Raw genomic sequence first — 20,579 nt, 5'->3', positions numbered from 1 at the left:
GGGCGGCTCCGGGTGTCCGGGGGCGGGAGCCGCATATCGACCGGGCCGGGAAGTGGCCTTCCCCCGGCCCCGACCCGCGGCCGAGCCACGGGCCCCGATACCAACCGGACCCCCGGCCCGGGAGGACGCGCCTGACAGGCGTCCCGGGCGCAGCGGGCGCCCCCCGAGGAGAGACGCCGCCCGACGGAGTCCGGGGCCATCGGGGGCCCTCCCACGGCAACACCCTGCGGCCACGCCGCACGACACGGAGGCGGGGCGGGGCGCCGCCGCCCGGGAACCAGGCCCGAGGGGCGTCCGGGGCCCAAGGGCACAACCCCTGGTTCGGGAAGGGCCCTCCCACAGCAACACGCTGCGGCCACGGCGGCGAAGCGAGGCGCCGCGGTCGCACCCACGCGGGGCGGGGCGGGGCGCTGCCGCCCAGGAACCGGGCCCGAGGGGCGTTCGGGGTCCAGGGGCGGAGCCCCTGGGTTCGGGAAGGGGCGGGGTGGGGAAAACCACGGGCCTACCGGTTGTACGCGGGCATCGGCCCACGCAACCGCGCCCCCACCTCGTCACACGCCGCCACCACATCATCCGGAAGCGGCCCCGCCGTGGCCGCGTCCAGGTTGGACCGGAGGTGCTCGATCCGGGAGCCGCCCAGCAGGAGGGCGTCCACTCCGTCGCGGAACAGCAGCCAGCGCAGCGAGAGGTCCGTCAGCGGGATGGACGCCTCGTCCGCGATCCGGCCCAGGTCGCGTACGGCCTCGAAGAGCCCAGCGTCCCAGTAGCGCTCCCGGTACATGGCGGCCACCCGGGAGTCGCCGAAGCGGCCCGACTCCGGCCGCTCCTCAAACGTATGACGCCCCGTCAGCAGCCCGCCGCCGAGCGGGTTGTAGACCATGGTGCGCAGTCCACTGGTGGCCGCGTACTCCCGGTATTCCTCCTCGATCCGCCGCGCCAGCAGGTTGTAGAGCTGCTGGGCCACCACCGGGCGCGGGGCGCCGACCCGCTCGGCGGTGTGGGTGATCTCGGCGATCTGCCAGGCGGCGTAGTTGGAGACGCCGAGCGCGCGGATCTTGCCCTCGGCGAGGAACTCGGCGACCGTGCCCAGCGTCTCCTCCAGCGGCGTGGAGCGGTCGGGCTGGTGGAGATAGAACAGGTCGACATGGTCGGTGCCCAGACGGCGCAGGCTGCCTTCGAGGGCCGCGCGCATTCCGCGCGCGGACAGCGGTGAGTGGTCACCGGCGTCCGGGTGCGGCATACCGGCCTTGGTGGCGAGCACGATCCGGTCGCGGCGGCCGGGCAGCAGCTCGGCCAGGATCGTCTCGGTGGTGCCGCCCGCGTAGGCGTTGGCGGTGTCCACGCCCGTCACCCCGGCGTCCAGCGCGGTGTCCAGCATCGTGGCGGCGCCCGCGCGGTCCACCGTGTCACCGAAGGTCATGGTGCCAAGCACCAGCCGCGAGAGCGGCACCGGGGTTCCGGGGAGGGCGACCCCGCCGGGCGACGCGTGGGCGGTGGTGTGGGTCTGCGCATGCGCGTTCACTGCGTTGCTCCTGGTTCCTGTGGTTCCCGTGGGTCCTGTGGTTCCCATAGTTCCCGTTCCCGTGGTTCCCGGTCGGTCGCGATCGTGGACACGGGAGAGCCGGAACGTAGGGGGTACGGGTCAGCGTTGACCTCTCGGCAGTTCTGAGGCGAGCGACCGGTTCGCTCGACTCGCTCCACTCGCTCGACCCGTGCGGCGCCCGGATGACGACCGTACGGGTCAAAGTGTCGCGACGGTCACCGTGACATGACTGCGCGCTTTACGCAATAGCTCTCGCGCACTTCGCGCAAAGTATGTCATCATCGGGACCACGGAGACGATGTCGCCAGCAGCGCGTCGCTCCGCCGGTCATGGTCATTCGAGGAGGTACCGGTGGACATGGCGGCCAGCCGGAGGCTGTTGGCCATCGCGGATGACCTGTCAGGCGCCGCGGAAGTGGCGGCGGCGCTTCATTCGCGCACAACACGCAGTCGGGTGCTGCTGATAGGCAGGCCCGGTGCGGTGAACGCCGGGACGACCGGTGCGGTGAACGGCAGGGTGGCGAGGGCTCTACACCCCCGCCACCCCGGCGAGGCGACCGTCCTGGACCTCGACTCCCGCTATCGCCCGGCCACCGAGGCGGCCGAGGCGGTCCGCGAGGCGCTGCGGCTGTCCTCGCCGGACGAGAATGCTCCAGATGCCCTGGACACCCTGGTACTGAAGAAAATCGACTCGCTGCTGCGGGGCAATGTCGCCGCCGAGATCGCCGCACTCGCCGAGGGCGGGGCCGGTGTGGTGCTCGCCCCCGCGCTGCCGATCGCCGGGCGCGTGGTGCGCTCGGGCGTCGTCCACCTCGGCGGAGTGGCGCTCCACGAGAGCGACGCATGGCGCGCCGAAACCCTGCTCCCGCCCGCCTCGGTGGCCCACGCGCTCGGCGGCCTGCCGACCGTGCTGGTCCCCCTGACGACCGTACGGGCCTCCCGCCGCACCCTGCTGACCGCGCTGCGCACGGCCGCGGCGGCCGGACGGGTGGCGATCTGCGACGCGGAGACGGACGCCGATCTCGACGCGGTCGTCGAAGCGGCGCTCGCCGAGGGCCCCCGAATGCGGCTGGTCGGCTCGGGCGGCCTGGCCCTGGCCCTCGGCCGCCATCTGAGAACGACCCTGAATGCGATCGGGGCCGGGGCAGCTCCGGCCGCCACCGGGAAGCGGGGTGCTCCGGCTGCCGACGCGGCTCCGGCCGCTCCACCCGCCGAGATGGCAGTGGCCGCCCCACCCGCCGATATGGCGGTGGGAGCAGCCAGGGCGGCCGCGTCCCCCGCGAGCGCCGGGAGGCCCGTGCTGGTCGTGGTCGGTACGGCCGAACCGGCCGCCGCCGAACAGGTGCGGCGCCTGGTCGAGGACGGCGCCGTCCACCATCAACTCCCGCTCGCGGGGCTGCTGTCGGGCGGGGCCCCGGTGCGGCTGCCCCCGCTGACCGCCCCGGTCACGGTCGTCTCCCTCGGCGCCCCGTCCGGGGCCCCGGATCCGGCGCCGCCCCACGGGGCCGTGGCCACGGACACGGCGCCCCTCCCCTCCCCCCGTCCGGCGCCCGAGACCGTCACACCGGCCGCCGCCCCCGGCCCGGCACCCAATCCGGCACCCGGCACCCCACCCACCCCAGCGTCACCGTCCATCGACACGGCCGACCACACGGAACCGAACCGGCCAGACGGCCAGACGGGCAAACAGCCGGGGGCCATCTCCGGCCCGGCACCCAAACCGGCCCCCAGCCCCACACTCCGCCCCACACCCGACACCCCACCCACCCCAGCGTCACCGCCCGTCGACACGGCCGACCGCACCGGGCCCGACCGGCCAGACGGCCAGACGGGCAAGCAGCCGGGGGCCGTCTCCGGGCGGCGGCTGGTGCTGGGGCTCGCCCGCGTCATCGGCGACGCCGTCGCCGCACACCACGGCGCCGTGGATCTCGTGCTGACCGGCGGTGAAACGGCACGCCGCGTACTGGACGCCCTGGCGGTGGCCGAGCTCGACCCGGTCGGCCAGGTGCACCACGGCGCCGTCCATCTCGCCACCCCCGACGGGCGATCCGTCGTGACCCGACCGGGCAGCTTCGGCGATCCCGATTCCCTGCGCCAGATCGTCCAGGCGCTGCGCCCCCACTCGACCGAATGGAAGGTCACCCCATGAACTCCTCCACCGATCCCGCCACGCTTCCGCTCATCGCGGTGACCATGGGCGACGGCGCCGGCATCGGACCCGAGGTGGTCGTCCCCGCGCTGCTCGACCCGGACACTCTGCGGCGCTGCCGGCCGGTGGTCATCGGGGACGCGGAGCGACTGCGGCAGGCCGCCCGGCTGCGCGACCTCGCATGCGAGATCGTCACCGTGGCCACGCCCGCGGAGGCGGCGTTCACCCCGGGCCGGATCAACGTCGTCGACCTCGGGCTACTCCCCGCCGATCTGCCCTGGGGCGAGCTCTCCCCCGTGGCCGGGGACGCGGCCTACCAGTACATACGGACCGCCGCCGAACTCGCCATGAACCGTGAGGTGCAGGGCATCTGCACCGCGCCGCTGAACAAGAAGGCGCTGCACGCGGGCGGCCATCTCTTCCCCGGCCACACCGAATTGCTGGCCGAGCTCACCGGGGTCGAGGAGGTATCGATGATGCTGGCCACCCCCACGGTGAAGGTCATCCACGTCACCACCCACATCGGGCTCATCGACGCGGTGCGGAGGATCGAGCCCGGTCTGGTCGAGCGCACCGTGCGCCGCGGCCACGAGGCGATGGTCCGCGCGGGCACCCCCGAACCGGTGATCGGGGTGTGCGGGATCAATCCGCACGCGGGGGAGAACGGCCTGTTCGGCTACGGCGAGGAGGAGGAGAAGATCGTGCCCGCGCTGGAGGTGCTGCGCGCCGACGGCATCGACGCCCGCGGCCCGCTCCCCGCCGACACCGCGTTCTTCCTGGCCGGGCGCGGCGACTACGACCTGATCGTGGCGATGTACCACGACCAGGGGCATGGCCCGGTCAAGGTGCTGGGCCTGGAGGCCGGGGTCAATCTGACCGTCGGTCTGCCCGTGATCCGCACCTCCGTGGACCACGGCACCGCCTTCGACATCGCCGGTACGGGCACGGCCGACGCCGGTAGCATGATCGAGGCGCTGCGGCAGGCGGCCGAGATGTCGCCGTCCCCCGCCCGCTGACGCCCAGCCCATGGTGAGGAACGCGAGAGATATGCCGTTGAACGGAGCACGGGCGCGGCGCGACCAGATCGTCCACCTCGCCACGACCACGGGTCTGGCCAGCGTGGAGGAGCTGTCCCGCACCTTCGGCGTCACTGCCTCCACCATCCGCCGCGACCTCGCCCAGCTCACCGCGGACGGTCGGCTGGCGCGGACGTACGGCGGGGCGATGGCACTGGTGGCCCACCCGGAGGCATCGCTGCGCCAGCGCACCGGCGAGGCGTTCGAGGCCAAGCGGGCCATCGCGTGCTGGGCGGCGTCGGCGATCCGCACCGGGGAGACGGTGCTGCTGGACGCCGGGTCGACCGTCGGCGCCCTCGCCCATGAGCTGCGCACCGCCGAGGGGCTCACGGTGGCCACGACCGGACTCACCGCGCTCCAGGAGCTCGCCGATGTGGAGACCGTGCAGGTGGAGTGTCTCGGCGGTACGCTGCGGCCGCTGAGCCAGAGCTTCCTCGGCCCGCTCGCCGAGGCCGCCCTGGAGCGCATGACCTTCGACCGGGTCTTCCTGGGCGCCGACGGGGTGACGGCCGAACACGGCATCTGCGAGGCGGATCTGCGCCAGACCCGGCTGAAGGAGCTGATGGCCCGCCGGGCGGAGGCGGTGTACGTACTGGCCCACTCGGCGAAGATCGGCCGCCGCCCCTTCCACACCTGGGTACGGCTGCCGCCCGGCTGGACGCTGGTGACCGACGCGGGCGCCGACCCGCACGAGATCCGGGCCCTGCGCGCCCAGGGGGTGGAGGTCACGGTCGTCGAGGAGGCGTGACGCCCGCCCCGCGACGACCAGCCGCGGCGACGGCCGGTGGCCCGTCCTGCGCGAACCGCGCACCCATCACGCCTACGCCCCGCACCGGTCATGCGTACCCCCGCCCCCGCGCCCGTCCTACGTATGCCCCGCACCGCTCACGTACGGCCGTGCCAGGACTCCCAGAGCGCCGCGTACGCGCCCCCGCGCGCCACCAGCTCATCGTGCGGGCCGAGTTCGGTGATCCGCCCGTTCTCCATCACCGCCACCCGGTCGGCGTCATGCGCGGTGTGCAGCCGGTGGGCGATCGCGATGACGGTACGCCCCTCGAGCAGGGCGGCGAGGGAGCGCTCCAGACGGCGGGCGGCGCGCGGATCGAGCAGCGAGGTGGCCTCGTCCAGCACCAGGGTGTGCGGATCGGCCAGGACCAGCCGGGCGAGGGAGAGTTGCTGGACCCGGTCCGGTGCGAGGGCCGCGCCGCCCGCCCCCACCCGTGCGTCCAGCCCCAGCTCCAACGCCCACTCCCGGGCCCCGACCGCCTCCAGCGCCCGCTCCAGCTCGGCGTCGGCGACCCCGGGCCCGGGTCCGCGTCCGGCTCCGGGTCCGAGCCCGCGTCCAGGTCCGGGTCCGGGCACGCGTCCGGGCGCGGCGATGAGCAGATTCTCCCGGAGCGTTCCGGCGAAGACGTATGTCTCCTGGGTCACCAGGGCCACCTGGCCGCGCAGCCGGTCCGGGGAGAGCTCGGCGAGCGGCACCCCGCCGACGGTCACCGAGCCGGTGCGCGGTGCGTGGATCCCGGCGAGCAGCCGGCCGAGAGTGGACTTGCCCGCGCCCGACGGCCCGACGACCGCCAGCCGCTCCCCCGGCTCGATCTCCAGGTCGATCCCGCGCAGCACATCCCTGTCGTCCCGGTAGGCGTAGCGCACTCCGCGCAGCGCCAGGCCCCGGTGCCGGGCCGCGGCCACGGCGGAGGCGTCGGTGCCGGATGCGTCGGCGCCGGGCGCGGGGGCGCCGGACGCGGGCGCGCGGTGGACGCCCCGCAGCCGGGCCAGTGAGGCGGCACCGGCCTGGAGGTCGCCGAGGCAGTACAGCACCGTGTCGACCGGGCCCAGCAGCTGCTGGACGTAGAGGGTGGCCGCGGTGACGGCGGCGAGCGAGACCATGCCGTGCAGCGCGAAGAGCCCACCGAGCACCAAGGTCGCGGCCACCGGCAGCACATAGGCGGTGTCGACGATCGGCAGAAAGACCGTGAGCAGTCCGATGGTGTGGCGCTCGGCCGCGTAGGACCCGGCGATGTCCCGGTCGGTGCGCTCCGCGCGCCGAGGGGCCAGGCGCAGCGCCTCGACGGTACGGGCCCCCTCGACCGTCTCGGTGAGGCTCTCGGTGATGCGCGCGTAGGACGCGCTCTGCCGCAGGAACGCCTCGCGCGACCGGCCGAAGAACCACCGGCTCGCGGCCCACAGCACCGGGACCGCGATCAGGCAGGGGAAGGCCAGCAGCGGGCCCACCACGAACAGGGCGCCGAAGGTGACGGCGATGGTGACCAGGGCGGTCATGGTGGCGGGGACCGCGCGGCGCACACAGCCCGCGAGCACCTCCACGTCGCGGATGGTGCGGGTGACCAGATCGCCCGCGCCAGCTCGTTCGACGGTGGCGAGCGGCAGGGCCAGCACATCGCCCACGAACCGCTCGCGCAGCTCGGCCAGGACCTTCTCGCCCAGCCGCGCCGAGGCGTACGTCGCCGCATGCGTCAGCAGCGCCTGGACGATGACGAACACGCAGATCAGCAACGCCGTACGGGCGATGGCGCCGCCTCCGTCGCCGCCTCCGTCACGGGTGTCCTCCACCAGATCGCCCAGCAGCCGGGGGCCCACCAGCCCACAGCCCGCGGCGAGTGCGTAGAGGGCGAGCACGGCGGTGAGCTCGCGCGGATGGCGCAGCGCCAGCCGCCGGGCGTAGGCGCGGGTGTCACGCGCCGGGGCGACGGGCAGCGAAGTGTGGGTGCTCATTCGGTCTCCTCCCGTGCCACGACGGATCGGTAGCGGACATCGGTGAGCAGATCGCCGTGCGAGCCCTGGGCGACGGCCTTCGCGCCCTGTACGTAGACGACGTGGTCCGCCCGGTCGAGCACCACGGGGCTGGTGGTGAACACCAACGTGGTCCGCCCCGCGCGCAGCTCTCCCACCCCGTGGGCGATACGGGCCTCGGTGTGGGCGTCGACGGCGCTGGTGGGCTCGATGAGGATCAGCACCTCCGGGTCGGCCATGAGCGCCCGCACCAGGCGCAGCCGCTGCTGCTGACCGCCGGAGAAGTTGCGCCCGGACTCCTCGACGAGGTCGTCGAGCCCGTCCGGGAGCGCCTCCACGATGTCCCGCGCACAAGCGGCGTCAACGGCCCGCTCCAGCGCGGCGTCACTGCCCCGACCAACCAGCCCGACGCCGCACCCCCGGCCATCCAGCGCGACGTCGCGCCCCCGACCGCCCACCTCGGCATCGCTTCCCCGGCCGCGGAGCTCCTCACGCAGCGGACCGGCGAAGAGGCGGTCGTCGTTGTCGCCCACGAGGATGCGGCGGCGTATCTCGTCCGGGGGCAGATCGGCGAGCGGGGTGTCCCCGAGGGTGACGGCGGAGTCGGTGTAGCGGCCCAGCCGCGCCGCGAGGGTCGCCGCGTCGGCGGGGGACGCACAGGCCACGGCGGTGAACCTCCCCGGTGCCACGGTCAGCCCGGAGGCGGGGTCGGTGAGCGGGGCGGGGCCCTGGTACGGAGCGGGAGCGACGGCGCTCGGGGCGAACTCGGGCCGCAGCGCGAGGAACGCCGTGATACGGCGCGCGGCGACATGCCCCTGGGTCAGCCGGCCGGCCGCGTTGGTGAGCCGCCGCAGCGGATCGACCAGGAAGACGGCGTAGCCGTAGAAGGCCACGAGCTGTCCCGCGCCCATCCGTCCGGTGGCCACGTAGTGCGCGCCCAGCCAGACGACGACGGTGGTCAGCAGCCCCGGCAGCAGCACCTTGGCACCGTCGAGCAGCGCCTCCACCCGGGCCACCGCCACCCCCGCGGCACGCACCCGCTGGGAGTCGGCGCGATAGCGGTCGGCGAAGACCTCCTCGCCGCCGATGCCGCGCAGCACCCGCAGCCCGCTGACGATGTCGACGGCACGGCCGGTCAGCTCGGCCTGCTGCTCGCGCAGCCGCTGCTGGCGCCGGTGCAGCGGGCGGAGCAGCAGGGACACCACCCCCACCATCAGCGGCACCCCGAGCAGTACCACCAGGCCGAGCTGCCAGGAGGTGTGCAGCAGGATGGCCGCCACCACGGCGATGGCGACAATGGCACCGCTGCCCCGGGCGGTTTCGGCCAGGGCGTCGCCGAGCCGTCCGATATCGACCACCCCGGCATTTACGATCTCGCCTTTGGCCACTCGTTTCGGCAAGGCCGCCCCCAGCCGGGCGGCTTGCCGGGCGATGTGTTGTGCGGTGCGGTAGGAGGCACCCAGCCGGGTGGTGAGCGCGGCGCGGTCCCGCAGAATTCCGGCGGTGGCCTGAACCACCCCGAGAACCACCACCGCACCGCCCCACAGCAGCAGTGCCCGCTGGTCACGGGCGATGATTCCGGTGTCGATGGCCTTGCCGACGGCGGCGGGCACCAGGGCCTGGGCCACCACATGGACAATTCCATAGAGGGCACCGGCGAATAGTGCATTGCGCTGATAAGCGGCAAGCCATAACAGATAGGATGTCGGTGAGCGATGGTCTGGATTTCCGGGATCCGGATCAGGAAAACGTCGCATGGCGACGGCGATGCTAGCCACGCCGCTTCCGCCGGGTGGAGGAATTATCGCCCGCCCTCCCCGCTGCCCCGCGTTCGGCGCCGATTCCGCGTTCGGCCCGCCCTCGCGTTCGGCGCCGAGACCATGCGTATGTCCCAGGGGACCGGGGCACCCGCCCCCGGAAGTGACGTGGCCACCTGCCGAAGAGCTTTGGAGGACACCGTGGCACGGCAGACCGACCCGACCCCCATCCACCCGACGCAGCGAGAACCCGGGCCGCCGTCCCCGACCCCGTCGCCCGGTCCTGGCGGCCCCGAACCGGGTCCCGCACCGGGCCCCGTGCCCGGACCGCCTCCGGGTCCGCCGCCCGACCCGATTCCCACGCCGCCGCCCGAGCCGCCGCCGAACCCCACCCCCGGCCCCACACCGGAACCGTCCCCCGACCCGGTGCCCAGGCCGCCGGGCCCGGATCCGGTCCCCGACCCCTCCCCGGCACCGGGTCCGCTGACCTGACGCCGTCGGCGGGAAACCGGGGCCCGATGGGCGCCCGGGTGGCGTAACAGCGATGGGTGCCGCGGCGGCCGGGGTGAGATCGTCGGACGGGAACCGGACCGGCAAAGGAGAACCAGATGGCCACCACCGCTCCGGCCCGCCCCGTCCTCGAACCCGCCGCCGCGGCGTTCGCCGAAGCCGCCGCCAAGCCGCCGTATCCGTACCAGATGACGCCCGCCGAGGGCCGTCGCGCGCTGGACGAGGCGCAGTCCGGCGAGATGCCCAAACCGGAGGTGGACGAGGAGTGGATCGACGTCGGCGGAATCCCGGCGGGCGGCCTCAGGGCGCGGATCGTCCGCCCTCCGAAGGCCGTCGGCACCCTTCCGGCGATCCTCTACATCCACGGCGCGGGCTGGGTGTACGGCAACGCCCACACCCATGACCGGCTGGTCCGGGAGCTGGCGGTCCGGGTGGGCGCCGCGGTGGTCTTCCCCGAGTACGACCTCTCCCCCGAGGCCCACTACCCGGTGGCGCTCGAGCAGAGCTACGCCGTCGGCCAGTGGATCGTGGCGCACGGCGAGGGCGCGGGGCTGGACGCCGCCCGGATCGCGGTGACCGGGGACTCGGTGGGCGGCAACATCGCCATCGCCCTCACCCTGCTCGCCAAGGAGCGCGGCGATCTGCCGCTGGTGCAGCAGGTGCTCTTCTACCCGGCGACCGACGCCGCCTTCGACACCGGCTCCTACGAGCAGTTCGCCGAGGGCTACTCCCTCACCCGCGAGGCGATGAGGTGGTTCTGGGACCAGTACACCACCGACCCGGCGCAGCGCTCCGAGGTCACCGCCTCACCGCTGCGCGCCGCCCCCGAACTGCTCGCCGGGCTGCCGCCCGCCCTCGTGATCACCGGCGAGGCGGATGTGCTGCGCGACGAGGGCGAGGCGTACGCGGCCAAGCTGCGGGACGCCGGGGTGCCGGTCACCGCGGTGCGGATGCAGGGGATCATCCATGACTTCCTGATGCTCGACGCGCTCCGCGACACCCGGGCCGCGCGGGCGGCGCTCGCCCTGGCCGTGGGCACCCTGCGGGACGCACTGCGCACCAACTGAGCTTATTTTCGGGCCTGCCGCTTGAGCTGCTGCTTGTGGGCGCGGACCTTCTCCAGCGACTCGGGTCCGGTGATGTCGGCCACCGAGCGATACGCGTCCTGCTCGCCGTAGGCCCCGGCGGCCTCGCGCCAGCCCTCCGGCCGCACCCCCATCCGCTTGCCCAGCAGCGCGAGGAAGATCTGCGCCTTCTGCTTGCCGAAGCCCGGCAGCTCGTGCAGCCGCCGGAGCAGCTCCTGACCGGAGGAGACCTCGCGCCACAGGGCGGTCGGGTCGCCGTCGTAGTGCTCGACCAGATACCGGCACAGCTGCTGGATGCGCCCCGCCATCGAACCCGGGTAGCGATGCACGGCGGGCTTCTCCGACAGCAGCGCGGCGAACCGCTCGGGGTCCTGGGCTGCGATCTCCTGGGCGTCAAGACCGTCCCTGCCCAGGCGCCGGGCGATGGTGTACGGACCGGAGAACGCCCACTCCATGGGCACCTGCTGATCGAGCAGCATCCCGATCATCAGCGCCAGGGGATCGCGCTCGAGCAAGGCGTCCGCCTCGGGCTGCTGGGCGAGACGAAGGCGTGCGTTCATCCTCGGTCCATACCCCGCCATGACCAGGACGAATCAGGAATAACACGCATACCACCCAAAGAGGTTCACACCATCACCAATTCGGCCGAATTGCGAGTGGTTGGGGCTCATGCGAATCTGGTGGCGACCGCCGTGACATCGGACCACGGAGGCGAGTGACCATGTCAGCAACCGCGACTCGCCAACGACGCCATGACGACACTCCCGACACCGGCGGTGCCTTCCTGCGTCTGTCCCGGCTCCCGTCCGGGCCCGAACGCGACGCGCTGCGCGAGGCGATCATCTGCGCCTGGCTGCCCGTCGCCAAACGCCTGGCGCTGCGCTTCCGCAACAAGGGCGAGAACATGGAGGACCTCACACAGGTCGCGTCGCTGGCCCTGGTGAAGGCCGTCGACCGCTACAACCCCGACCTCGGGCACGCCTTTCCCTCGTATGCGATTCCCGTCATCACCGGTGAGCTCAAACGCCACTTCCGCGACTACCTGTGGACGCTGCACATCCCCCGCAACATCCAGGAGGTCCGCTCCCGCACCCGCTCCGCACGCGACGCGCTGGAGCAGGAGCTCGGCGGGCGCACCCCCACCGTGCACGAGATCTGTCTGCGCACCGGTATGCCCCAGGAGGATGTGAAGGCGGGTCTGGAGGCCAGCGCCTCCTGCACCCCGCTGTCCCTCAACGCCGCGGTGCAGGGCGCCGAGGAGCGGCTGCTCGCCGAGACGGTGGGCGCGGACGACGCCGCGATCGAACGCGTCGTCAACCGTGAGGCGCTGCGGGTGCTGATCGCCGAACTGTCGGAGCAGGACCGCTACGTGCTCTATCTGAGGTTCTTCGCCGGGCTTTCGCAGAGCCAGATCGGCGAGATCCTCGGCTTCTCCCAGATGCACATATCCCGCAGGCTCTCCCGGCTCTACAGCGAGCTGCGGCAAGGGCTCATGGCCTACGCCTGACGGCACCAGCCCGCACAACCCCGGCAGGAGGTGGCCGATGCGCTCCGAGACCGCCCGTATCGCCGCGGACGACGCCATGCTCGTGGGCGATCTGGCCCTCCCCGACCAACCCCTCGGCGTCGTCGCGTTCGCCCACGGCAGCGGCAGCTCCCGGCACAGCCCGCGCAACCGCGCGGTGGCCCGGGTGCTCCAGGACGCGGATCTCGCCACCCTGCTGTTCGATCTGCTCACCGAGGCCGAGGAGCGGGTGGACGCGATCACCGCCGAACTGCGTTTCGACATCCCGCTGCTGGGCCGGCGGCTGGTGGCCGCGGTGAACTGGCTCGACGGGCATCCGGCCACCTCCGGGCTGCCGGTGGGGCTGTTCGGCGCCAGTACGGGCGCGGCGGCGGCGCTCACGGCCGCCGCCGAACGGCCGGAACGGGTGGCCGCCGTGGTCTCCCGCGGCGGGCGGCCCGATCTCGCGGGCGGTGCGCTGAACCGGGTGCGGGCGCCGGTGCTGCTGATCGTGGGCGGCGACGACCACGAGGTGCTGCGGCTCAACCAGCAGGCGGCCGCCATGCTCGCCGCCCCGCAGGAGATCCATGTGGTGCCCGGGGCGAGCCATCTGTTCGAGGAGCCCGGAACCCTGGAGCAGGCCGCCGAGGCGGCGCGCGATTGGTTCGTACGGATGGGAAAGCGCCCGGCCCGGGGCGGCAAGCGCTGACGCGCGTGGCGCGGCTGGGGGACGCCTGCGGCGGGCTGTTCCCCTCCCCGCCCCTCCCCACAACCGGGGCTCCGCCCCGGCCCCCGGGCCCAGGGCACAGCCCCTGGCAACGGGAAGAGGGCACAGCCCCAGCTCCGGGCCCCGAGGCACAGCCCCGGCTTCGGAGCCCGAGGCAGAGCCCCGGCTTCGGAGCCCGAGGCACAGCACCAGCTCCGGGCCCGGGGCGGAGCCCCGGTTCGGGGCCCGAGGCGGAGCACCAGCTCCGGAACCCGAGGCACAGCACCCGCTCCGGAACCGAGGCGGAGCACCCGCCTTCGGGGTCCGAGGCACAGCACCAGCTCCGAGCCCGGGGCGAAGCCCCGGTTCGGGGCCCGAGGCGGAGCACCAGCTCCGGAACCCGAGGCACAGCACCCGCTCCGGAACCCGAGGCAGAGCACCCGCTTCGGAACCCGAGACACAGCACCAGCTTCGGGCGCCGAGGCACAGGCCCAGCTTCGGGCCCCGGGACACGCCACCGCTCCGGGACCCGAGACACAGCCCCGGCTTTGGGCCCTGAGGCAGAGCACCCGCTCCGGGCCCCGAGGCACAGGCACAGCTTCAGGCCCCGAGGCACAGGCACAGCCCCGGCTTTGGGCCCCGAGGCAGAGCACCCGCTCCGGGCCCCGGGACGGAGCCCAAGCTCCGGGGCCCGGGGCAGAGCCCCAGCTTCGGGGGCCGGGGCGGAGCCCCAGCTTCGGGGGCCGGGGCGGAGCACCGGTTTTGGGGAGGGGCGGGGAGGGGAGCAGCCCGCCGGCAGGTGTCAAGCGGGGCTACGGCTCCGGCGCGGACCCCAGCACCTGGCCCAGATCGTAGGAGACCGGCTCCTCCAGCTGGTCGTAGGTGCACTGCGGGGGCTCCCGGTCCGGCCGCCAGCGGCGGAAGCGGGCGGTGTGCCGGAAGCGGCCGCTCTGCATATGGTCGTAGGCCACCTCGCACACCCGCTCGGGGCGCAGCGGCACCCACGACAGGTCCTTGACCCCGGTCCAGCGGCTGGGCGCGCCCGGCATCCGGCCCCGGGCATGGGCCTCCTCGCGCGCCCAGTCGGCCCAGGGGTGGCCTTCGACGGTCTCCATGCGCAGCGGTTCCAGCTCGGCCATCAGCTCCTGGCGGCGGCGCGCGGAGAAGGCCGCGCTGACGCCCACGTGCTGGAGGCGGCCGGTGGCGTCGTACAGGCCCAGCAGTAGGGAGCCGATGCCCTGCCCTGATTTGTGCACGCGGTAGCCGGCCACCACACAGTCGGCGGTGCGCTCGTGCTTGACCTTGACCATCACGCGCTCCCCGGGGAGGTAGCGGAGGTCGGGGCTCTTGGCCACGACGCCGTCGAGCCCCGCCCCCTCGTACTGCTCGAACCACTGCCGGGCCACGTCGAGCTCGTCGGTGCAGGGGGCGAGGTGCACCGGGTCCGCGGCGCCGCGCAGCGCCTCGGTCAGCGCCTCGCGGCGCTCGCTGAGCGGGGTGGCCATCAGCGAGGCGTCGCCGAGGGCGAGGATGTCGAAGGCCACGAAGGCGGCCGGGGTGGTCTTCGCCAGCAGCCGCACCCGGGAGTCGGCGGGGTGGATCCGCTCCAGGAGGGCGTCGAAGTCCAGCCGCCCGCCGCGCACGATGACGATCTCGCCGTCCAGGACGCAGCGCGGCGGGAGGTTGGCGAGCAGCGCCTCGGCCAGTTCGGGGAAGTAGCGGGTGAGCGGCTTGGTGGTACGGCTGCTGATCTCGATCTCGTCCCCGTCGCGGAAGACGATGGCCCGGAAGCCGTCCCATTTGCCCTCGTAGACCATTCCGGGCGGGATCGTGGCCACGGCCTTGGCCAGCATCGGCTGGACGGGAGGCATCACCGGAAGGTCCATGGTGTCCGATTGTGCGCCTGTGGCGGGCCCGGCGCCCGCCGGGAGGCGGCCTCGGGCGGGCGGGCCTAGCGTGTCGGTATGGGAGAGTCGGTGGAGCTGACGGTCGGCGGTCGCGTGGTGCGGGTGACCAGCCCCGGGAAGGTGTACTTCCCGGAGCGCGGGTTCACCAAGCTGGATCTCGCCCGCTACTACCTGGCGGTCGGCGAGGGCGCGCTGCGGGCGCTGCGGGACCGGCCGACGACGCTGGAGCGCTATCCGGACGGGGTCGAGGGGGAGTCGTTCTTCCAGAAGCGGGCCCCGAAGAACCTCCCGGAGTGGATTCCGACCGGCCGTATCTCCTTCCCCAGCGGGCGGCACGCGGACGAGATCTGCCCGACCGAACCGGCGGCCGTGGTGTGGGCGGCCAATCTGGGCAGCCTGACCTTCCATCCATGGCCGGTGCGGCGCGGGGACACCGAACACCCCGACGAGCTGCGGATCGACCTCGACCCGCAGCCGGGCACCGACTACGGCGACGCGGTCCGGGCCGCCGGAGAGCTGCGCGAGGTGCTGGACGGGCTGGGGCTGCGGGGGTGGCCCAAGACCTCGGGCGGCCGGGGGCTGCACATCTTCGTCCCGATCGTGCCGGAGTGGACCTTCACCCAGGTGCGGCGATCCGCGATCGCGATCGCACGGGAGCTGGAGCGGCGGGCTCCGGAGCGGGTGACCACCAAGTGGTGGAAGGAGGAGCGCGGCCAGAAGATCTTCGTGGACTACAACCAGACCGCCCGGGACCGCACCATCGCCAGCGCCTACTCGGTGCGCCCCCGCCCCCATGCCCCGGTCTCCGCGCCGCTGCGCTGGGATGAGGTTCCCGACGCCCGGCCGCGCGACTTCGACCTGGCCACCATGCCGGTGCGCTACCGCGAACTGGGCGATGTGCACGCGGACATGGACGAGCACGCCTTCCGCCTGGACGCCGCGCTGGAGCTGGCCGCGCGGGACGAGCGGGAGCACGGCCTGGGCGACCTCCCGTATCCGCCGGAGCATCCGAAGATGAAGGGCGAGCCGAAGCGGGTGCAGCCCAGCCGGGCCAAGAAGTGATGGCCGGATCCTCGGCGGCTGCGAGAATCGCGCCATGCCCGTCTTCACTCACCCCGGCCGCCATCGGGTGGCGGTGCTGGTGCGCCACGGGCTGCTGCCGTTCGAGCTGGGCATCGCACACCGGCTGTTCGGCCGGGCCGTATCGGCCGCGGGCGAACCGCTGTACGAGGTGGTGACCTGCGCACTCGTCGCCGGTGAGGTGCGCACCGACTCCGATGTCACGCTGAACGTCGCCCAGGGACCGGAGGCGCTGGCCGAGGCCGACACCGTGCTCGTCCCGGCCGCCAACGAACCGGACGAGCCACAGACCGATGGCCGTCTGGGCACCGCGCTCACCAGCGCCTTCGCCCGGATCCGCCCCGACGCCCGGATCGCCTCGATCTGCACGGGGGCGTTCGTCCTGGCGGCCGCGGGGCTGCTCGACGGCCGCCGGGCCACGACCCACTGGCAGGCGGCCGACCGGTTCCGGGAGCTGTTCCCGGCCGTCGCACTCGACCCGGACGTGCTCTACGCGGACGAGGGCGAGGTGCTGACCTCGGCCGGGGACGCCGCCGGTATCGACCTGATCCTGCATATGATCCGGCGCGACCACGGCGCGGCGGTGGCGGGCGAGGTGGCCCGCGGCTCGGTGGTGGCCCCGCATCGCGAGGGCGGCCAGGCGCAGTTCATCCGGCGGCCGGTGCCGGAGCGGCGCGGCGGCTCCACCGGTACGGCCCGCGCCTGGGCGCTGACCCGGCTCGACCGTCCGCTGACCCTGCGGGAGCTGGCCGAGCGGGAGTCGATGAGCGTACGGACCTTCTCCCGGCGGTTCCGGGACGAGGTGGGGATGACCCCGGTGCGGTGGCTGACCCAGCGGCGCCTGGAGCGGGCCCGGCAGCTGCTGGAGGAGACCGATCTGCCGGTGGACCGGATCGCGGCGGACGCGGGCTTCGGCACCGCGGCCTCGCTGCGGCAGCATCTGCACACCGCCCTCGGGGTGTCGCCGAGCGCCTACCGCTCCACGTTCCGGGGCGGCGCAACCCGCCCCTGAGGGGTGTCCGGTGGCAGGGGCTCGGCCCCCCTGGGCCCTGGGGTCCGGGGTCGGTTGCGCCCCGAAGGGGCGCGGGGCTGTGCCGATATGCGGCTCCGCCGCGGCCGTGTCGATATGCGGCTCCGCCGCGCGGGCGCGACCAGCCACGCCGCGGCCGCGGATGAACGACCGCACCGTGCGCCGCTCCCCGCGGAGCGCCTAGTGGCGGGCCGTGAACTGGCCGGTGCCGAAGGTGTGGAACCAGGTCTGGATCCGATGCTCGTTGTGGGTGGTGGCGAGCGAGAGGAGCAGCAGCAGCCGGGCCTTCTGCGGGGTCAGGTCCTGGGCGCCGATGACACCGCGGACATGGGGGTCGTAGACCGCGCCGGAGCCGGTGCGGGAGGCGGAGACCATGACCACCCCGTTCTTGACGGCGTCGTCCCGGGCCTCGGTCATGGCCGGGGAGAGACCGCCCGCCCCGGTGCCCGCCGTGACGATCCCGGCCGCCCCCGCGTCGGCGAACGCCTTGATGGCCTGGGGTCCGGCGCCCTGGTAGCTATAGGCGATGTCGACCTTCGGCAGCGCCCGCCGGCCCATCCGGTCGAGGTCGAACGGGGTCTTCCAGGCGGGTTTGCCGCACCGCTCGACCCGGGCGGGCGCGCGGTCGACACGGATGTGGTTCTGGTCGATCACCCCGAGCTCCCCGCTGCTGCCGCTGGTGAACGCGTTCAGCCGCAGGGTGTCGGACTTGCGCACCTCGCGAGCGGCGTGGATCTGGTCGTTGAGCATCACCACGGTGCCGAAGCAGGTGGTCCGGCCGCTGGCGGCGAGGTGGATCGCGTTGTAGAGGTTGGCCGGGGCGTCGGAGCCGATCACCGTCCAGGGCCGCATGGAACCGGTGAGCACCACCGGCTTGTCGCTGCGGACGGTCAGGTCCAGCCAGTACGCGAACTCCTCCATGGTGTCGGTGCCGGTGGTGACCACGACCCCGTCGTTGAACTTCAGGGCGTGGTCGACGGCGGCGGTGAGGCGGCGGTACTCGGGGATCGTGTAGTCGTTGGAGTCCTTGTTGCCGAACTGCTGGGTGGTCACGTCCGCGATCCGGTTCACCTCGGGCCTGAGGTCGCCCACCAGCCGGGACACCGGGAGCTTCCCCGCCCGGTAGTCGTCGAAGGACACCTTGGTCCTGCTGACGCCCGCGATGGTGCCCCCGGTGCCGATGACGGCGACCTTGGGGGTGGGTCTGGGGTGCGGCTCCGCGGCGCCGGCGAGGGAGGCGGTGGCCCCCAGGGCGACGGCCACCAGAGTGATCAATACGCCGGAGCGGCGGGCGAGCTGAGCCATGGGGACGTCGTCTCATCCGTGAAGTGATGCGGTCGGCCCTTCTTCAGCCTTCCTCCACCGTAACCACGGACTTCTCCGGCAGGCGAGGGCGGCGCAGCCGGGCCAGCAGCAGGGCCACATCGTCGTCGGGCGCCCCGTGCAGCGCGGCCAGCACCTGGTCGCAGATCCGCTCCAGCGGTCCCTGGTGGCGGCGCAGCAGCTGGACCAGGGTGTGCAGTCCCACGTCCAGGGACTGATGGCGCTTCTCCACCAGGCCGTCGGTGAACAGGGCCAGCAGCGCCCCCTCGGCCAGTTCCCGCTCCACCGAGGCGAAGGGGACGCCGCCGACGCCCAGCGGCGCGCCGGTGGGGATGTCGATGAGTTCGGCCTCGCCGCCGGGCTGCACCAGCACCGGCGGCAGATGGCCGGCGGTGGACATCTCGCACCGCCCGGTGCGTGGATCGCACACCGCGTACAGACAGGTGGCGATGGACTCCCCCAGGCTGGGCGTGATCTCGTCCAGATGGCACAGAACCTTGGCCGGGGGCAGGTCGAGCCGGGAGAAGGCCCGGGTGGCGGTGCGCAGCTGGCCCATGATCGCCGCGGCGTGGATGCCCTTGCCCATCACATCGCCGACCACGAGACCGACCTTGCCGTCCGGGAGGGGCAGCACATCGAACCAGTCGCCGCCCGCGGCGCTGACCGCGGGCAGATAGCGGGAGGCGATCTCCAGACCGTCCAGATCGCGCGGCTGCTGGGAGAGCAGGCTGCGCTGGAGGGTGAGCGCGGCGTCGCGTTCCCGGGCGTAGAGCCGGGCGTTGTCGATGCACAGGGCGGCGCGAATGGCCAGTTCGCAGGCGAGGGTGAGGTCCTCCTCGTCGAACGGCTTGGGGTTGATGGTGCGGTGCAGGCTGAGGGTGCCGAGCACACTGCCGCGGGCGATCAGCGGGGCGGCGATGTAGGAGTGCACTCCCTCGCGCTTCAGCACCCCGGCGGCGTCGTCGTCCCGGGCTATCCGCCGTATGTCCTGTTCGGTCACGTGCGGCACCAGGATGGGCCGGGCCTCGCGGACGCACTGGGTGATCAGCCGGGTGGGGTCGTAGCGGGCGATCTCGCCGACCGGGTCGGCCGCGTGGACGGCGTCGGTGGGGTAGCCGGCGGCGACGGCGAGCGCCCGGAAGCGGGCCGAGCCGTCGGCCCACACCCGGGGGGTGGCCTCGCGGTGCACCACGGAGTCCAGGACGTCGACGGCCGCGAGGTCGGCGAGCCGGGGCACGGTCACATCGGCGAGTTCCTGGGCGGTCTGCCGCAGATCCAGCGTGGTGCCGACGCGGACGCTCGCGTCGGCGATCACGGCCAGCCGCTCGCGCGCCTCGGCGATCTCGCTGGTCTCCCGGTGGCGGCGGGAGACGTCCATGATGGAGACCGCGATGCCCAGGATCCGGCCGCTGGGGTCCTCCAGCCGGTAGTACGACTCCGACCAGGCGTGGTCATGGTCGGGGTCGGCGGGGGTCCGGCCGACGCTCTGCTGGTCGAGCAGCGGCTCACCGGACTCCAGCACATGCCGCATCGCGCCCTCGATGGCCCGCGCGTCCAGCCCCGGCAGCACCTCCCCGACGCGGTGGCCGCGCACCTGGGACTCGGTGGTGGAGTTCATCTGCTGGAGTGCCGGGTTGGCGCGCAGCCAGCGCAGCTCGGTGTCGAACACCGCGAGCCCCACGGGCGACTGTTTGACCAGGAAGCCGGATACCGCCAGATCGGTCTCCAGCCGCCGTACGGTTCCCTCGTCGGCGGCCAGACCGAGGGCGTAGACCGCGCCGTGGGCATCGCGCAGGCCCATGGTGCGGAACTCCACCTTCAGGGTGGAGCCGTCCGGGCGGCGGACCGGGAAGATACCGGCCCAGGTGTCGCCCGCCCGTACGCGTGCGAAGAGCTCCACGGCCGCCCGCCGGTCCCGCGGATGGACCAGCAGCTTGTCCGCACGGCAGCCCAGCGCCTCTGCCGCCCGGTAACCGAATAGCTGTTCGGCCTCCGGGCTCCACAGGGCGATCCGTCCTTCGACATCCAGCGCGATGGCGGCGACCCGCAGCAGGTCGAGCACCCCTCCCGGGGCGATCGCCATGCTGCTGATGCCTGCCTCGTCCTCCTGGTCCACACGGTCATGCGTCGTCATACCGGCACCTCACCGGCTCGCC

15 protein-coding genes are annotated in these 20,579 nt (G+C 73.4%); 8 read left to right on the top strand and 7 right to left on the bottom strand.

The window, feature by feature from the left end:
- Positions 1-502: 502 nt before the first annotated feature.
- Positions 503-1,522: an aldo/keto reductase gene (locus AB0E24_RS32070; protein ID WP_359382251.1), complete on the bottom strand. Its 1,020-nt coding sequence runs from the start codon at positions 1,520-1,522 to the stop codon at positions 503-505.
- 378 nt (positions 1,523-1,900) lie between these two features.
- On the opposite strand from AB0E24_RS32070, the gene AB0E24_RS32065 reads away from it, so the two are divergent.
- From AB0E24_RS32065 to AB0E24_RS32055, 3 genes are read left to right on the top strand one after another with little or no spacing between them, the layout of a single operon-like run.
- Positions 1,901-3,691 (top strand): four-carbon acid sugar kinase family protein, encoded by a 1,791-nt coding sequence (locus AB0E24_RS32065; RefSeq protein ID WP_359382407.1) that lies wholly within the window; start codon positions 1,901-1,903, stop codon positions 3,689-3,691.
- Entirely contained in the window at positions 3,688-4,707 is a 1,020-nt protein-coding gene (gene pdxA / locus AB0E24_RS32060) for a 4-hydroxythreonine-4-phosphate dehydrogenase PdxA (RefSeq protein WP_079259851.1), read from the top strand. The genes AB0E24_RS32065 and pdxA overlap by 4 nt, the downstream gene beginning before the upstream one ends.
- 31 nt (positions 4,708-4,738) lie before the next feature.
- Complete coding sequence (locus AB0E24_RS32055; protein WP_069867285.1) at positions 4,739-5,515, top strand: DeoR/GlpR family DNA-binding transcription regulator; 777 nt, start codon at positions 4,739-4,741, stop codon at positions 5,513-5,515.
- A gap of 137 nt (positions 5,516-5,652) precedes the next feature.
- Here AB0E24_RS32055 and AB0E24_RS32050 read toward each other — a convergent pair whose 3' ends face one another.
- Together AB0E24_RS32050 and AB0E24_RS32045 are read right to left on the bottom strand one after the other, a co-directional pair.
- Complete coding sequence (locus AB0E24_RS32050; RefSeq protein WP_359382247.1) at positions 5,653-7,503, bottom strand: ABC transporter ATP-binding protein; 1,851 nt, start codon at positions 7,501-7,503, stop codon at positions 5,653-5,655.
- The gene (locus AB0E24_RS32045) at positions 7,500-9,278 is read right to left on the bottom strand and encodes an ABC transporter ATP-binding protein (RefSeq protein ID WP_359382244.1); all 1,779 of its coding nucleotides are present in this window, start codon (positions 9,276-9,278) and stop codon (positions 7,500-7,502) included. The genes AB0E24_RS32050 and AB0E24_RS32045 overlap by 4 nt, the downstream gene beginning before the upstream one ends.
- Positions 9,279-9,886: 608 nt before the next feature.
- On the opposite strand from AB0E24_RS32045, the gene AB0E24_RS32040 reads away from it, so the two are divergent.
- Positions 9,887-10,855 carry an alpha/beta hydrolase gene (locus tag AB0E24_RS32040; RefSeq protein WP_359382241.1) on the top strand — a complete coding sequence of 323 codons (969 nt, stop codon included), beginning with the start codon at positions 9,887-9,889 and terminating at the stop codon, positions 10,853-10,855.
- Positions 10,856-10,857: 2 nt separating this feature from the next.
- Here the strand turns inward: AB0E24_RS32040 and AB0E24_RS32035 are convergent, their stop codons facing one another.
- Positions 10,858-11,433: an HhH-GPD-type base excision DNA repair protein gene (locus AB0E24_RS32035; RefSeq protein ID WP_359382238.1), complete on the bottom strand. Its 576-nt coding sequence runs from the start codon at positions 11,431-11,433 to the stop codon at positions 10,858-10,860.
- A gap of 161 nt (positions 11,434-11,594) precedes the next feature.
- On the opposite strand from AB0E24_RS32035, the gene AB0E24_RS32030 reads away from it, so the two are divergent.
- Positions 11,595-12,380, top strand: a complete 786-nt coding sequence (locus AB0E24_RS32030) for a sigma-70 family RNA polymerase sigma factor (protein WP_069867290.1) — start codon at positions 11,595-11,597, stop codon at positions 12,378-12,380.
- Positions 12,381-12,417: 37 nt separating this feature from the next.
- Positions 12,418-13,086 (top strand): dienelactone hydrolase family protein, encoded by a 669-nt coding sequence (locus tag AB0E24_RS32025; protein ID WP_069867291.1) that lies wholly within the window; start codon positions 12,418-12,420, stop codon positions 13,084-13,086.
- 809 nt (positions 13,087-13,895) lie between these two features.
- On the opposite strand, the gene AB0E24_RS32020 is transcribed toward AB0E24_RS32025, so the two are convergent.
- Positions 13,896-14,969 (bottom strand): ATP-dependent DNA ligase, encoded by a 1,074-nt coding sequence (locus tag AB0E24_RS32020; protein ID WP_100805465.1) that lies wholly within the window; start codon positions 14,967-14,969, stop codon positions 13,896-13,898.
- 78 nt (positions 14,970-15,047) lie between these two features.
- Between AB0E24_RS32020 and ligD the strand changes: the two genes are divergently transcribed.
- Together ligD and AB0E24_RS32010 are read left to right on the top strand one after the other, a co-directional pair.
- On the top strand, positions 15,048-16,052 hold the full coding sequence (ligD, locus tag AB0E24_RS32015; RefSeq protein ID WP_069867293.1) for a non-homologous end-joining DNA ligase: 1,005 nt from the start codon (positions 15,048-15,050) through the stop codon (positions 16,050-16,052).
- Between the two features lie 34 nt (positions 16,053-16,086).
- Entirely contained in the window at positions 16,087-17,082 is a 996-nt protein-coding gene (locus AB0E24_RS32010) for a GlxA family transcriptional regulator (protein WP_359382234.1), read from the top strand.
- A gap of 198 nt (positions 17,083-17,280) precedes the next feature.
- On the opposite strand, the gene AB0E24_RS32005 is transcribed toward AB0E24_RS32010, so the two are convergent.
- Both AB0E24_RS32005 and AB0E24_RS32000 read right to left on the bottom strand, forming a co-directional pair.
- Positions 17,281-18,405 (bottom strand): asparaginase, encoded by a 1,125-nt coding sequence (locus tag AB0E24_RS32005; RefSeq protein WP_359382231.1) that lies wholly within the window; start codon positions 18,403-18,405, stop codon positions 17,281-17,283.
- 43 nt (positions 18,406-18,448) lie between these two features.
- A complete protein-coding gene (locus AB0E24_RS32000) occupies positions 18,449-20,557 on the bottom strand; it encodes a SpoIIE family protein phosphatase (RefSeq protein WP_347210704.1) in 2,109 nt (702 codons plus the stop codon).
- Positions 20,558-20,579 lie beyond the last annotated feature (22 nt).

The organism is Streptomyces malaysiensis subsp. malaysiensis (genome assembly GCF_040653035.1).
GTDB classification, from domain to species: domain Bacteria; phylum Actinomycetota; class Actinomycetes; order Streptomycetales; family Streptomycetaceae; genus Streptomyces; species Streptomyces malaysiensis.
The sequence above is the reverse complement of the archived record's forward strand: the minus strand, read 5'-3'. Positions and strand labels throughout refer to the sequence as shown.

Coding starts and splice junctions, on each gene's coding strand:
- AB0E24_RS32065 (WP_359382407.1), top strand. CDS start 1,901: ATGGCGGCCAGCCGGAGGCTGTTGGCCATCGCGGATGACCTGTCAGGC.
- pdxA (WP_079259851.1), top strand. CDS start 3,688: ATGAACTCCTCCACCGATCCCGCCACGCTTCCGCTCATCGCGGTGACC.
- AB0E24_RS32055 (WP_069867285.1), top strand. CDS start 4,739: ATGCCGTTGAACGGAGCACGGGCGCGGCGCGACCAGATCGTCCACCTC.
- AB0E24_RS32050 (WP_359382247.1), bottom strand. CDS start 7,503: ATGAGCACCCACACTTCGCTGCCCGTCGCCCCGGCGCGTGACACCCGC.
- AB0E24_RS32045 (WP_359382244.1), bottom strand. CDS start 9,278: ATGCGACGTTTTCCTGATCCGGATCCCGGAAATCCAGACCATCGCTCA.
- AB0E24_RS32040 (WP_359382241.1), top strand. CDS start 9,887: ATGGCCACCACCGCTCCGGCCCGCCCCGTCCTCGAACCCGCCGCCGCG.
- AB0E24_RS32035 (WP_359382238.1), bottom strand. CDS start 11,433: ATGAACGCACGCCTTCGTCTCGCCCAGCAGCCCGAGGCGGACGCCTTG.
- AB0E24_RS32030 (WP_069867290.1), top strand. CDS start 11,595: ATGTCAGCAACCGCGACTCGCCAACGACGCCATGACGACACTCCCGAC.
- AB0E24_RS32025 (WP_069867291.1), top strand. CDS start 12,418: ATGCGCTCCGAGACCGCCCGTATCGCCGCGGACGACGCCATGCTCGTG.
- AB0E24_RS32020 (WP_100805465.1), bottom strand. CDS start 14,969: ATGGACCTTCCGGTGATGCCTCCCGTCCAGCCGATGCTGGCCAAGGCC.
- ligD (WP_069867293.1), top strand. CDS start 15,048: ATGGGAGAGTCGGTGGAGCTGACGGTCGGCGGTCGCGTGGTGCGGGTG.
- AB0E24_RS32010 (WP_359382234.1), top strand. CDS start 16,087: ATGCCCGTCTTCACTCACCCCGGCCGCCATCGGGTGGCGGTGCTGGTG.
- AB0E24_RS32005 (WP_359382231.1), bottom strand. CDS start 18,405: ATGGCTCAGCTCGCCCGCCGCTCCGGCGTATTGATCACTCTGGTGGCC.
- AB0E24_RS32000 (WP_347210704.1), bottom strand. CDS start 20,557: ATGACGACGCATGACCGTGTGGACCAGGAGGACGAGGCAGGCATCAGC.